This is a genomic window from Bizionia hallyeonensis (genome assembly GCF_042657385.1).
GTDB lineage: Bacteria > Bacteroidota > Bacteroidia > Flavobacteriales > Flavobacteriaceae > Algorimicrobium > Algorimicrobium hallyeonense.
Genome location: NZ_JBHSLA010000001.1, coordinates 669265 through 682590 on the forward strand (window position 1 = coordinate 669265; position 13326 = coordinate 682590).

At 33.0% G+C, this 13326-nt stretch carries 12 protein-coding genes and 1 tRNA gene; 4 read left to right on the forward strand and 9 right to left on the reverse strand.

The genetic code is table 11. From position 1 onward, the window contains the following. Positions 1-3 precede the first annotated feature (3 nt). Both ACFPH8_RS03055 and ACFPH8_RS03060 read right to left on the reverse strand, forming a co-directional pair. On the reverse strand, positions 4-756 hold the full coding sequence (locus tag ACFPH8_RS03055) for a UDP-2,3-diacylglucosamine diphosphatase (protein ID WP_376858412.1): 753 nt from the start codon (positions 754-756) through the stop codon (positions 4-6). A gap of 26 nt (positions 757-782) precedes the next feature. Then, positions 783-1241 carry a 6-pyruvoyl trahydropterin synthase family protein gene (locus ACFPH8_RS03060; RefSeq protein WP_248397062.1) on the reverse strand — a complete coding sequence of 153 codons (459 nt, stop codon included), beginning with the start codon at positions 1239-1241 and terminating at the stop codon, positions 783-785. An 89-nt stretch (positions 1242-1330) separates the two neighbouring features. Between ACFPH8_RS03060 and ACFPH8_RS03065 the strand changes: the two genes are divergently transcribed. Continuing rightward, the gene (locus ACFPH8_RS03065) at positions 1331-1972 is read left to right on the forward strand and encodes a 2OG-Fe(II) oxygenase (protein WP_376858413.1); all 642 of its coding nucleotides are present in this window, start codon (positions 1331-1333) and stop codon (positions 1970-1972) included. An 82-nt stretch (positions 1973-2054) separates the two neighbouring features. Here the strand turns inward: ACFPH8_RS03065 and ACFPH8_RS03070 are convergent, their stop codons facing one another. From ACFPH8_RS03070 to ACFPH8_RS03080, 3 genes are read right to left on the reverse strand one after another with little or no spacing between them, the layout of a single operon-like run. Continuing rightward, positions 2055-2231, reverse strand: a complete 177-nt coding sequence (locus ACFPH8_RS03070) for a hypothetical protein (protein ID WP_376858414.1) — start codon at positions 2229-2231, stop codon at positions 2055-2057. Positions 2232-2256: 25 nt separating this feature from the next. Further along, entirely contained in the window at positions 2257-3591 is a 1335-nt protein-coding gene (locus tag ACFPH8_RS03075; protein ID WP_376858415.1) for an MATE family efflux transporter, read from the reverse strand. Next, the gene (locus ACFPH8_RS03080; RefSeq protein WP_248397068.1) at positions 3588-4088 is read right to left on the reverse strand and encodes a GNAT family N-acetyltransferase; all 501 of its coding nucleotides are present in this window, start codon (positions 4086-4088) and stop codon (positions 3588-3590) included. Before ACFPH8_RS03080 ends, ACFPH8_RS03075 begins: the two co-directional genes overlap by 4 nt. A 56-nt stretch (positions 4089-4144) precedes the next feature. Here ACFPH8_RS03080 and ACFPH8_RS03085 point away from each other — a divergent pair, with 56 nt between their 5' ends. From ACFPH8_RS03085 to ACFPH8_RS03095, 3 genes are all read left to right on the forward strand, one after another. Beyond that, positions 4145-4942 carry a universal stress protein gene (locus tag ACFPH8_RS03085; RefSeq protein WP_376858416.1) on the forward strand — a complete coding sequence of 266 codons (798 nt, stop codon included), beginning with the start codon at positions 4145-4147 and terminating at the stop codon, positions 4940-4942. An 88-nt stretch (positions 4943-5030) separates the two neighbouring features. Beyond that, positions 5031-5104, forward strand: a tRNA-Ala gene (locus ACFPH8_RS03090). A gap of 177 nt (positions 5105-5281) precedes the next feature. Further along, positions 5282-7639, forward strand: a complete 2358-nt coding sequence (locus ACFPH8_RS03095; protein ID WP_376858417.1) for a hybrid sensor histidine kinase/response regulator — start codon at positions 5282-5284, stop codon at positions 7637-7639. Here ACFPH8_RS03095 and ACFPH8_RS03100 read toward each other — a convergent pair. The 4 genes from ACFPH8_RS03100 to ACFPH8_RS03115 form a co-directional block, all read right to left on the reverse strand. Beyond that, positions 7636-8172, reverse strand: coding sequence for a hypothetical protein (locus tag ACFPH8_RS03100; protein ID WP_376858418.1), 537 nt, complete (start codon positions 8170-8172; stop codon positions 7636-7638). The two genes, ACFPH8_RS03095 and ACFPH8_RS03100, sit on opposite strands and share 4 nt — an antisense overlap. A 97-nt stretch (positions 8173-8269) precedes the next feature. Further along, positions 8270-9124, reverse strand: a complete 855-nt coding sequence (locus ACFPH8_RS03105; RefSeq protein ID WP_376858419.1) for an alpha/beta hydrolase family protein — start codon at positions 9122-9124, stop codon at positions 8270-8272. After that, complete coding sequence (locus tag ACFPH8_RS03110; RefSeq protein WP_376858420.1) at positions 9121-11880, reverse strand: PD-(D/E)XK nuclease family protein; 2760 nt, start codon at positions 11878-11880, stop codon at positions 9121-9123. The genes ACFPH8_RS03105 and ACFPH8_RS03110 overlap by 4 nt, the downstream gene beginning before the upstream one ends. A 64-nt stretch (positions 11881-11944) precedes the next feature. After that, positions 11945-13309 (reverse strand): OmpA family protein, encoded by a 1365-nt coding sequence (locus ACFPH8_RS03115; protein WP_066247163.1) that lies wholly within the window; start codon positions 13307-13309, stop codon positions 11945-11947. Between the last annotated feature and the right edge of the window lie 17 nt (positions 13310-13326).

Sequence of the window (13326 nt, forward strand, 5' to 3'; positions counted from 1 at the left end):
TTTTTAGAATTTCTTTAACTCTAAATTTTCACCATCAAAAACACCATAGGTATAATACTGAATCCAATCGCCTAGATTCACATATTTTGAATTTTCGTTGAGGTCTATTTCTAACGGTAAATGTCTGTGGCCAAAAATAAAATAGTCGCTGTGTTTGGTTTCTAATTTACGTTTGCAATATTGTACCAACCATTCATTGTCTTCGCCTAAAAATTTGGCGTCATCATCACCGGAAATTAGTTTGTTTTTTACACTTAAATATTGGGCAATTCTAACCCCAATATCAGGATGCAACCAGCGAAATAGCCATTTGCCAAAACGACTAGTAAATATTTTTTTCATCCGTTTATAACCGGTATCACCAGGGCCTAATCCATCACCATGACCAATTAAAAACGTTTTATTTTTAAACGTATATTCTTGGGGCTTATGGTAGACAGAAATTCCCAATTCTTCTTCAAAATAGCCATCCATCCATAAATCGTGATTGCCAACAAAAAAATAAATAGGAATACCAGCGTCCGTTATCTCGGCAAGCTTACCCAACGTTCTTGTAAAACCTTTTGGTACCACGGTTTTATATTCAAACCAAAAATCGAATAAATCACCCATCAAGAAAATAGCAGCAGCATCGTGCTTAATTTCCTCTAACCACGCTACAAATTTTTGTTCGCGAGGTCGTGAGGCTTCTGCTGTTGGTGCACCCAAATGATTATCGGATGCGAAGTATATTTTTTTTCCTTTTGGGATGTTCATGAGGTAAATATAATTAATTCCTATTTTTATTCGGATTCGTTATCACTAGCATACCACTCGGCAAAACTGGTATCGGTTTCCTGAAGTTTTAAGGAATGTAATGCAATATGGCTCGGTAAAAAGGATTTTATTTTATTGGCAAAATCAATCACCATCATTTCACTAGTTGGCTGATAATCCACCAAAAGTACATTATGACCACGGTCTTGAAGTTCCTTCGCTAATTCTACATGTGGTGTGTTTTTGTTAAAAACAGTGGCATGATCAAACACATCAACAATTTCTGTTTTCACAATTTTTTTTAAATCTCCAAAATCAATCACCATTCCAAACTTAACATTACCCGAATCTGAAATTGGTTTTCCAATAACGGTTACCGATAATTTATAGCTATGGCCATGTACATTTTTACATTTCCCATCATAGCCATAAAGGGCATGTCCTGTCTCGAATGAGAACTGTTTTGTAATTCGAATATTTCCCATACTATTAATTTTCCATGCAAAGATAATCGTTTTGTAAAAGGAAACGGTTTTTAGAGTACATTTGCCCACTTTTTATTTTGCATATACTTATGAATCAATTATTTGAAGAAATTGCTTTTGTTGAAAATTTACAATATGAGCGCATTATTGATGATATTTTAACAAAGAAGTACAGTTTGGTTGAAAATTTTTTCACCAATCTCGAGGTTTTGGAATTAAGAAAATCATTATTAGAAAAACATGAAGCTGATGTTTTTAAAAAAGCGGCTATTGGCAATAGGGTAAATGAAGTCATTGAAAAATCCATTCGTGGTGATGTGATTTTATGGATAGATGAAAACCGGGCAGATCCGTTAGAAGTCGCTTTCTTCAACAAAATAAATAACCTAATAGATTACTTAAATAAAACGTGTTTCTTGGGAATTTTACATAAGGAGTTTCACTATGCATTATATCGAGAAGGCACATTTTACAAACGGCATTTGGATACGTTTCAGAATGACGACAGACGAAAATTATCCTTTGTATGTTATTTAAATGAAGATGGTTGGCTACCTGAAAACGGTGGCGAATTGGTGTTGTATGTAAATGAAAATGGTGAAGAAACCGAAAAAGTAATTTATCCATTTCCTGGACGTGTGGTTATTTTTGAAAGTCAATTATTAGAACACGAAGTCAAGCCCGTTAAAACCGAACGATTGAGTATTACTGGTTGGCTTAAAACGCGCTAACTATCTGCGTTTATTGCGGTTATAAACATAAATAATTATCAATACAATTGCCAATACTAAAAAAAGCATATTTCCGCCCATACTAATCTATATTTGAGTTGTTTTTATTATATCTATAAAGCGCATAAGCAATTATTATAAGTACTAAAAATGGTAGAAATGAGCCTATAAATACGCCTATTTCATAATCGCTATTAGGTGCGTTTTTTACTTTCTCTTCAATATTTATTTCTTGCAAAATTGAAATAAGTGCCATCATTTTACTAAATAATTAGAAGTCAAAGTTACTGTTTTTCCGAAAGCGGTAAAAATTCTTGTCTAAATTTTATAATTAGTGGCAATCCTCTAGCAATAATCCAAAATGTAAAAGCTATAAAAATGCCATAAAGCTTGTAATCCAAGCTGTCCAATAAAAATAATAGCGGAACAAAAACGAGAAAGGTTGCCATCAATAATACATTGCGAAGAACTTTCATTTTACCAAGCCCTTTAAACATACCATCAAAAATAAAGGCAATAGCGCATAGTGGTTGCATGGCTAAAACAATCCAGAACACATTATAAAATTCGGTTAAAACGGACTCTTCTTTTGTAAAAACAAAACCAATAAACTGATAGAAAATAGCACCAAAGGCAGCCATAACCATCCCTAAAATAACACCATATTTTATTAGTTTATTACTTAAGGTAATTAATTTACCATATTCCTTTCCTCCTAATAATTTTCCTGATAAAATGTTTCCTGCACTGGCATAACCATCAATTATAAAAGCACCTAAAAACCATAAATTTATAGCAATGGTGTATGCGGCAATGTATTCTTTACCATAACTTGTAGAAAATGAACTCGCAAAGTAAAGGGTTACGTTCAAAGCAAGCGTTCTAACAAACAAATTGAGAATCATTATTGCAAACCGATTAATTTCTTTGTTAAACGGAAAACTAAAACGCAATGGAATAGCTGTTTTGGTCAATAAATAATAAGCCGAAATAATAGCCATTAATATTTGAGCAATAACACTTGCATAAGCTGCACCTTTAATATTTAGGGCAGGAACATAACCTTCTATACCATAAACCAAAACGATGTCTAGAACAATATTAACACTGGCGCCAACAATGGCAATAATCATTGGGTAAAAGGTGTTTTGAAGCCCTCTAAAGGTGCCAAAAATGGCAATGGTAAATAAGGTAAATGGAAAACCAAAAACGCGAATTTGGTAATACTCTACACTATAATTCAGAATTAAATCAGAGGCATTGTAGAGTTTAAAAATGCTTTCGGCAAACGGATAGGTTCCTAGAATGATAAAAATACTTAGTGATGTAATTATAAAAATAGCTTGAGCTGGCAGGTTTTTCACCTTATCTAAATTATTTGCACCAACATATTGCGAAACAATAGATGAAATAGCACTACGTGTTTGCCCTAAAACCCAAATTAGCATGGAAATAAAGGTGCCAACAATACCTACGGCTGCTAATGATTCTGTGGCGTTTTCAGAAATATTTCCTACAATAGCCGTATCAGTAATAGACAAAATAGGTTCTGCCACTCCAGCAATTAATGCAGGAATGGCTAATTTATTAATATGTTTTAAACTAATGTTGGTGCTCACAATACAAATTCATAACAGTAAAAGGGATGTTCACTTTGTTTTGGAAAATAAATAGACCCTAATTTTTTATAACCGCGAAGTTCGTAAAACTTTTGGTTTCTAGCGTTCTTTGAAAAGGTATCTAATCTGATAGAGGTAAATTCATTTTTGTTTGCCATATTTTCAGCAAAATTCATCAGTTTTCTAGCCCATCCTTTACCTTGGTAATCCGGGTGTATAGCTACCCTATGAACATATAAGTTATTGGAGTTTGGTGTTAGCCAGTCTATAGTTTCGTATTCGGCATCCATTTTAGTAGAAAGCACTAAACAGCCTATAATTTTTTTAGCTTCCTCTAGAACGTATAATTCGTTTCTAGCCACATCATTTTCAAAGGCACTTCGGTTAGGGTATTTAGAATTCCATTGTTGTATGTTTTTAGAAATCATATCAATAGCACAGGCTTTGGTAATTTCTAAAATTGTATCAATATCTTCATTGGTTCCTTTCCGAATCATAATAAAAGCGTATTTTTGCGTAAATTTTCACCTAAATTAGTTATAATTTTTTCAATATGAAGAATATTTTAGTGCCAGTAGGATCGTCTAAAAATGCGGTTAGTCATTTGCAGTATGCTGTGGATTTTGCCAAAGCATTTGGTGCAAAAATTTATGTGGTTCAAATTTATAATATCTATTCCAAAGCTGGAACCATGATAAAAGTGGATCATATTTTAGAGCGTGAAAGTTATGAATTTTTAAAGTCGCACGTGGCGCAAGTGGACACTAAAGGTGTTGAGATTGTTGTAAAATCATTTAAAGGAAAATTGGTGGATACGCTTGAGTTAGTTTGTCACTCTTTAGATATTGATTTAATTATGATAGAACCACGGACCAACTCTTTACGAGAAGAAGTATATCTTGGAAAAACGTCTGGAAAAATTATTAAACAAACCAATATTCCCGCATTAATTGTCCCTGAAGGCGTCAGTTTTAAACCTATTGTTTATATTTTAGTGGCTTTAAAGTCTGCTATAATTAAAAAGGAATCTGCCTTAAAGCCGTTAATTGCTATTAAAGATCAGTTCCGATCGATTGTAAATTTATTACTCGTACAAACACCATTCTATAATGAAGGTGATTTTGAAATAAATCCAGATTTAGCCAAATTAATAACCAATATTACTAAAACGGAAAATGCCACAACATTTCAAGGCGTATTAGAACATTATAAGGATAATGATCCGGATATGTTATGCGTGGTAAGGCGTAAGCGTGGATTTTTCTCTAAACTATGGGAGAAAAATACTATTTTGAAAAAAGATTTTCAGAGCAACACACTTCCAGTTTTAGTGTTAAGTGGTGTGAAATAAATATTTCTTCAGCAGAAGGATAAAACCTAAATAAAAATAGTTTATTTTCGTTGTTCAATAAACGAATTTCTAGTCTAAAGTTTATTTTGGGGGATTAGCTCAGCTGGCTAGAGCGCTACGCTGGCAGCGTAGAGGTCATCGGTTCGACTCCGATATTCTCCACTTAAAAAGCAATGTGAAAGCATTGCTTTTTTTATGCCTAAATTTCATAATAGTTTTTTGCAATTTCAGAAACAATTTGTAATTCAAAGATTTTTTTGAGGGTTTTGTCGAATATTGGAAGCTTTTTAAAACCTCATAAATGAGTACTGCGTAGATATGGTCCCAACCTAACTTACTATGAAATTTGTTTTATTAATTGCCCTTTTTTGTAGCTATTCTATAAACGCTCAAAGCCAAGAATTTAATCCAGAAACTAATGATGTTCCACTATATCAACTGGCAAGTTATACCAATGTTGGCGATGCGGCCTACAGTATTGAAGATATTCAATTAAACAACGATTTAATTTATAAACCGTTGCAATCAGAAAACCACAGTGTGGGTTTTACGTCTGATAATTTTTGGATTCAGTTTAAACTAACCAACTCGCAAGCAACGGAACATGTTTATTATTTAGAAACAGCTAGACCTATTACAGATGTTGCCAATTTATATCAAATAGCAGCAGCTGGCACTGAACGTTTTAAAAGTGGCGACCAAATAGCATTTAGTGAGCGCCAAGTTAACCACAGAGCAACTGTTTTTAAAATTAAACTGCCACCTAATTCAACCCAACATTTTTATGTGCATTTAAAAAGTGATGGTGAAACCATAAACATACCTTTAAATTTATATAATGAGTCTGAATTTTTACAAAACACCTACCACCAACAATTATTTCTTGGTTTGTTTTACGGTGTTTTATTGCTTGCAGGTATAATTTATTTGTTTTTCTACATCAGTTTAAAAGAACGTTCATTTTTATATTACGGCCTTTATGTGTTTTCAATAGCTCTGCTTCAAGCGGCATTAGACGGATTATTATTTGAATTTGTTTGGCCCAAAAGTGGTTATTTAAATAGTAGGATGGTATTAATTACCGCATTATTATCCAATTTATTCTTGTTGAAGTATTGCGAACATTTTTTAAATATTAAAAGCCATTTTAAAAACATAGTTAAGTACTATCAAGTTATTTATGTCGTGATAATTAGCCTATTTGCATGTATTTTTATTAATGAATTTACTTTAAAAATAACGTATCCTATTAGTAATGTTAATGGCTTAATTAGTTTGCTATTAATCTTGTTTACAGTATTTGTTATGCGTTATAGAAAGATTGCTTTAGATGCTTTTTTCTCAATAGGTATTTTGTTTTTAGTGATTGGTTTACTAGGTTTTGTCATGAACAACTTGAGCATGTTGCCAAATAATTTTTACACTGAAAATAGTGCCAAATTTGGATCGGGTCTTGAGGTGATATTCTTATCCTTATCCATGACGAACCTAATTAGAAAGTTACGTGAAGAAAAAGAAGTTTCTCAAGCTTTAGCTTTAAAAAAATCAGAAGAAATTAGTGAGGTAAAAACCTATTTCATGTCTAATATGAGTCATGAATTACGAACGCCTCTCAATGCTATTTTAGGCGCCACACAAGAACAATTGGAACAGCAAAACGGAGCAGTAGATAGTTCCTGTTTAGAAATTATTAAAAATGCCTCCTATAGCTTACTCAGTAATATAAATGATATTTTAGATTTTGAAAAAATTGAGAAAAACGAATTAATTTTAAAGCATGATGTATTCAAACCGTTAGAGTTACTACAGCAGATTAGCGAAAATTGGAAACTGCAAGCCGAAAATAAAAGTTTACACTATACGTTTCAAATTAAAGGCACAGTACCAAAAAGTGTTCTTGGCGATAGCGATCGGTTTATACAAATTATTAATAATGTTCTTGGAAACGCGGTAAAGTTCACGAAGGCTGGCACCGTTTCTTTTGAAATGCAATGCGTTGCTATTTCCAATACAACAAGTCGGTTTTCTTTTCATTTTTCCGATACTGGTGTAGGCATACCATTAAATTTACGGGAAGATGTTTTTGATAGTTTTAGTCAAATGCGATATGATAACAAACGCCAATTTGGTGGATTGGGATTAGGGTTAACTATTGTAAATCATTTAGTAAAACGTTTTGAAGGCAACATAACTATTGATAGTGAAGAAGGCGTAGGAACAGATGTTTATATTAATATTCCATTAGAAATTAATCGGGAAAAACAGCAAAAACCACTAAATCCCCTAAATAACGATTCAAATGCTGAAAAGCATATTTTAATTGTAGAGGATAATGTAATGAATCAAATGATTATGAAAAAGCTGCTACAAATGAACTCGAAATTTACATTTGAAGTAGCCGAAAATGGCTTAAAAGCTATAAATATGCTAAAAGAAACCTGCTTTGATGTTGTTTTAATGGATTTGCAAATGCCAATTATGGATGGATATGAAGCCACTGAAATAATTAGAAGTGGACAGTTGGGTTTAAAGAACCAAAATATTCCAATTATTGCAGTTACTGCTGATGCAATGCAGGAAACACAACAGAAAGTTATTGATATGGGTATGACCGACTACATGACCAAGCCAGTAAATAAAGCGCTCCTATTTGATAAAATTGGTAATTGTACTGCTTTTTTTGCTAAACCAGCTTAAAAGTTAAGTTGCTGTTTTAAATCTGGAATGTCAACAACATCATTTAAATGGCAATTATCAATTTCAAATAAATCAGCAAAGGTTGTAAATGTTGTATTATTGGTTCGGGTACGAATGGTTCCTTTAGGGAAAAATCGTCTTTTTTCTATGAAACTAACTTTATCAATCCATCCACAAACGGTCAACTCCCGTTTGGTTTTATGATAACTACAAAAAATATAAATTTCTGTTTTAAAATAGTCTTGAAGTTTTAAAAAATTGTTGGTGTAATTTTTCCTAACATCTGTTGTTCTCCCCATTGTTTTTACATCAATAGTTTTGTTGTTCACAATTAAATCAACACCATTATCACACCCACCAGAACCATCTACTAGATCTAAATTAAAAAAAGACATCACCACAGACTGACCAATAATACCCGTTAGTTGTTGTTTTTTGGTACCATTAGCCGTGAAACGCTTTCCGAAATTGTACGTTTTAACAATAGTTTCGCAATGGGCAATCAGGGTGTTTTCAACTTTTACAGTAAACATATCGGTGGTATTTCATCGATTACTTACTGTAAGATACTAAAAATGTGTTGAGTAGCTTTTTGAGAAAATGAAAAATATAGGTTAGAGAATATTAAAATTAGGATTTTTTTGGCGTCTTTATAAAAGAAATACTTGATGAAACAACAGTTTCAAGTGCTGCAGGCAAAGCCAAATTATTCCAAGGGTGTTGACCATTAAAAACGTGATTAGAATTTTCTATTCCAATTAACTGACTATTTATATTCCATTTATGCAATGCTTCTGCCTCCTTAAAGCTTACGGAGGAATCGTCAATACCGTGTATTATTAGCTGCGGAATTTTAATTTTTTTAGTTGCTGCTTCAATATTGAGTTGTTTTTCATGAGTTTTAAAATCTTCATAAAATTGATAATTATGAGGCATTTGCTGTTGGGTTCTACTGTTTAAAACATACTTAACGCCTTCTTCTCTCCATGCTTTTAAATTGCCTATTGTTGCCGTTCTATCGGAAAAATTAGAAACACTGGCCCAAGTAATGAGTTTTTTTATTCTAGTGTCATTGGACGCTTTTAATATTGAAATTCCACCACCACGTGAATGGCCAATGAGCGTCACATTATTGGGATTAATTTCTTTTAATAATTCATTTTTTTCAGACATTAAAAAATTTAGAAGGTCGCCCAAATCATTCAATTCTTTACTGTAATTATTTTCTGCAAAGGCTTCTAAATCCGGAAAATCAATTGGGTTTTCAGCGGTACCGCCATTATGTGAAAAATTGAATTTAACAAAAAACAAATTAGCTTTTGAAAACTGTTCGGCTACCAAATTCCATGGTCCCCAATCTTTAAAACCTTTATAGCCATGACAGAACACAACCAATGGTTTTTGTTCGCCATTTTTATTAAAAAAAGCGTCCCAAACAATTGGTTTCTGATGCTTTCTATGTAAAATTAAATTTTTGTGTATCACGAAATCTTTTTTTCAATAAAATCTACTTTTTGGTTGCAAATTTCTAAAATAAGCTGTTTTAATTGAACTTCATAATCTGCTAATATCTCATTCGAAATAAGCGCTTCCTTATCGCGACTTCCCGATTGTTTTTTTTGAAATTTTAAAAACCCGGCGCTTAAATTCTTAAATGAAATAATTCCCGCTTCTACAGGTTCTGTAAAAGGCTTTTCAGCATGCATTAGGTACGCATAGGTTAAAACCTGGAATGATTTACTGTACTTGTCGTAATCCGTTGTCAAATCGTCCCAATTGGTTATTTGTACTTTAGCAGGATCTACCCGACCCGATTTATAATCTATAATACGTATAATACCATTTCGTTTGTCAACACGATCGACTTTGCCCGTAATTCTAACCGGAAAATCCAGTTCAGGAATTTGTATTTCTGCAGTATTATTAAGTTCAATAGCTATAATTTCAAGAATGTTGCCGTCTTTTAAGTCGACTACTTCTAAATCTAAAAAATTAGAGATGTAGCGCTTGGCAATTTCAAAGACAATTAAATTTTTGCCTTTGGTAATATCACCTTCTTTATATAAATCTTTAAAATGTTTGGTAACGGTTGCATTTATTTTGGGTTTCATTTCTGCAACCTGTTCCCAGGTTATTTGTTGACCTTCAAAAGGTTTGTAAAAATCTTCTAGTGTATTATGGATAACCGTTCCTAATGTGTTGGCAGCAACCGTTTCTTCTACATCATCATGTTCTTTTATTTTCAATACCTTCTGAAAATAGAAATCGATAGGATTCCGAATATAACTAGTTAAAGCAGATGGTGAAAACCCTCTGGCTGCATAGGTTTTAATCTGATTTAGAACATCGTCATTTTTAGCTATTACAATTTCGTTCAAATTCGCATCCATAGCAATATCGGGAACAGCAATAGTATGCTTAATTTTATGAATGTTTTCTAGATCCAATTGGGTTATAAAACGACTTTTCTCACCACCTTTTAACGCATCAATTTCAGTGTTATAAATTATGAATACACGTTTAGCACGTTGTAATAATCGGTAAAAGTGATAGGTATAAACAGCATCTTTTTCTTTGTAGGTTGGGAGTTTGTTTTCCAGTTTTACATCAAAAGGAATAAAGGAATTATTACTTTTTCCCGATGGTAAAATGCCCTCATTAACGGATGATATGATTATGGTTTCAAAATCTAAAACACGGGATTCTAGCATCCCCATAATTTGTAAGCCTTCTAATGGTTCGCCTTTAAAATCTAATGTTTCGGAACCTAATAGCTCTTTGTATACGCTAAATAGACTGGTAATATCTTTTAGATGTTTATACTGATTATCCAGAAGCGTAAGCTCATTAAAAAGCGTATTGAATTTGAACAGATGCTCTAATGCTAATATATTTTCTTTTTTGTGCTGTTCTAAATGTGTTTTTATTTTTAAAATTAACGCTTGGCAACTCGTTAAAGCGATGGATGGGTTGTTATTCCAATTTCCAAATAAAAGCAGGAATAAGCCTTCGTGTTGAGGTGCTAAAGCCGTTAATCGCGTTAAAGATATGTAGATTAAATTATTCGACTCTATTATTTGAACCACCTTTTGCAAGTCGTTTGAAGTACCAGATTGGAGTAGTGGACTTATAAATTGATGTGATAATAATTTAATAACGTCTTTAAAATAAAAATCATTTGTTTCCTTTTTGTGGATAAAGAATAACTGTTCAAAAAGGGTTGCTAATGGAATGGATTTTAAGGGCAATCCCATGGTGATATTCAGTGCATTTATAGATTCTGGTATAGAATTCAATACAGGAAGAAGCAGGGATTCTTCGCCTAATACAACTGCTGTATTATTCAGCGTATTATTTTCTTTATGGAGCTTTTTAAGGATGTTACCAATACATTTGGCTTGCCCTACATTTTTAGGCACACCAATAACCGAAATGTCTTTTGGTTTGGTGTAGTTGTCCGCTATCCAATTCATAGAATTGGTTTCAAAATAAGTCCAGTTTTTTTTATGTTGTCTGATAAATAGACTGGCATCATGATTTTTGTTTTCAAAAAAAGCGTCATCAATATCCCAATAAATATCAGCATGACTATTTTCTAATAGTTCTTGGATGATGGTTTCTTCGGCTTTATTTAGCGCATTGAAACCTAAAAAGACGTGATGTTTTTCAGGGTTTACTTCAATATAATTCTGAATGCTTTCAACAGCTTCCCTATAAATTAATCCTTGATAGCCCTTCTTTTTAGCAACGAGATTTTCGGTAAGTTGGTTGTAGTATATTTTAAGTCTTTTCCAAAATACGAGATAATTTTTTATAAAATCGGTTTGGTTGGTATCTACGGACCAGTGGTTTATTTCTTTTATAGCACTTAAATAGTCGAATATCTTTTCTTGAGGAATAAGATATCTGTCAATTTCATTAAAATCTTGAAGTAGTATTTGTGCCCATTTAGAAAAGGTATCAAAACTATCGGGATTTTTCGTGTTGTGAACTTGAAGGTAAGTTTCGTAAAACTCAAAAAGTAATTCGGTATTGGATATCGCTTTAAGTTGTGAAAGTTCTTCTACAAACTCTTCAATACTTAGTATAGTTGGAGAAAATATAGGTTGTAATAATGACGTGGATAATTCATGTTTTAAAAACACACCAGCACGTTTGCTAGGCAGAATAAGTGTAATATTGGAAATATCAACTTGCTTTTTGTCTAAATCGGCAAGGACGTCATGTATAAAAGTTGTCATATTATAAAAATAAAAAACGCTCCGAATATTCGGAGCGTTTTTCTATTTATTTATGTGAAATAAATTATTTCACTAAATTGATTTCTACACGTCTGTTGTTAGCTCTACCTGCTCTAGTTTTATTAGAGTCAATTGGTTTAGCCTCTCCAAAACCTTTAGAAGATAATCTAAACTGATCAATACCATTATTAGTTAAGTAATCTTTTACAGATAACGCTCTAGCTTCAGATAAGTTCATGTTTAATTTCTCGCTACCAACACTATCCGTATGACCTTCTACTGTAAATTTAGCATTAGGATACTCATTTAAGATAGCAATAATATCTGCAAGTACTTTTTCAGATTGTGTTTTGATAGTAGATTTACCTGTATCAAATAAGATTGTTTTAGCGTAAGCATTTAAAGCTTTTTGTACAGCTTCAGTTACTTCTGGACAACCATTGTTTGCAACAGTACCTACTTTGTCTGGACATAAATCATCTTTATCAGCAACACCGTCACCATCTCTATCTGGCCAAGGACAACCTTTGTTAGCTGCAGGACCTGCTACATTTGGACATTCGTCTAAATGATCAGCAACACCGTCACCATCAGCATCAGGACAACCGTTTAAAGATTTTAAACCAGCAACTGTTGGACAATCATCGTCTTTATCAGCGATACCGTCACCATCAGTGTCAGGACATCCATTAAATTCAGCTGGACCAGCTTCATTTGGACAAGAATCTTTACTATCTTCAATACCGTCACCATCCGTATCAGGACAACCGTTGAAAGCTGCTAAACCAAATACTTCTGGACAAGCGTCATCTTTATCATATATTCCATCACCGTCAGTATCTTTACCTCCAAATTTGAAAGTAACACCAGCAGTATGTTGCATGTGAGAATCTAAATAATCTTCGAAAGCATGCTTGTAAGCAGATTGAACTGTAATACCAACATTTTCGTTAACCCAGAAATTAATTCCTAAAGTTCCGTTTAATGTTCCAGCACCAATTTCGTCAACCCATGTGTAACCACCACCTACTCCTAAGTAAGGGTCTAACCATGATGAGTCTAATAATTGACCAAAACTGTATTTTACAATACCGTCCAGTCCGAAATAAGTTACTTCATCATATCTAGCTCTGTCATCTCCAAATTTATCAATTTTGTTTAAAGAAGCTGTTGCGCCTAATGTGAATCCATTACTTAAGTAACGACCTACCGTTAATGAAGATAATGAAGGTAAAATGTTCCAGTGGTCTGTAGCATTAAAATACTCATCAAAATAATCACCAAGAGGTGCATCTTCACCTGTAGGATAGAAATCGACTGCGTTTACTCCAAGGCTTATTGCCCAAGGGTTGTTTTCATCTTGTGCGTACGTGTTACTCATACCTAACATAAGTAACATAGCGAACAATAATCTGCTAAGATTTTTCATATTCAAAAATTTAATTT

Excerpts from the sequence above, each read along its gene's own strand:
- ACFPH8_RS03055 (WP_376858412.1), bottom strand. The coding sequence starts at position 756 with ATGAACATCCCAAAAGGAAAAAAAATATACTTCGCATCCGATAATCAT.
- ACFPH8_RS03060 (WP_248397062.1), bottom strand. The coding sequence starts at position 1,241 with ATGGGAAATATTCGAATTACAAAACAGTTCTCATTCGAGACAGGACAT.
- ACFPH8_RS03065 (WP_376858413.1), top strand. The coding sequence starts at position 1,331 with ATGAATCAATTATTTGAAGAAATTGCTTTTGTTGAAAATTTACAATAT.
- ACFPH8_RS03070 (WP_376858414.1), bottom strand. The coding sequence starts at position 2,231 with ATGATGGCACTTATTTCAATTTTGCAAGAAATAAATATTGAAGAGAAA.
- ACFPH8_RS03080 (WP_248397068.1), bottom strand. The coding sequence starts at position 4,088 with ATGATTCGGAAAGGAACCAATGAAGATATTGATACAATTTTAGAAATT.
- ACFPH8_RS03085 (WP_376858416.1), top strand. The coding sequence starts at position 4,145 with ATGAAGAATATTTTAGTGCCAGTAGGATCGTCTAAAAATGCGGTTAGT.
- ACFPH8_RS03095 (WP_376858417.1), top strand. The coding sequence starts at position 5,282 with ATGAAATTTGTTTTATTAATTGCCCTTTTTTGTAGCTATTCTATAAAC.
- ACFPH8_RS03100 (WP_376858418.1), bottom strand. The coding sequence starts at position 8,172 with ATGTTTACTGTAAAAGTTGAAAACACCCTGATTGCCCATTGCGAAACT.
- ACFPH8_RS03110 (WP_376858420.1), bottom strand. The coding sequence starts at position 11,880 with ATGACAACTTTTATACATGACGTCCTTGCCGATTTAGACAAAAAGCAA.
- ACFPH8_RS03115 (WP_066247163.1), bottom strand. The coding sequence starts at position 13,309 with ATGAAAAATCTTAGCAGATTATTGTTCGCTATGTTACTTATGTTAGGT.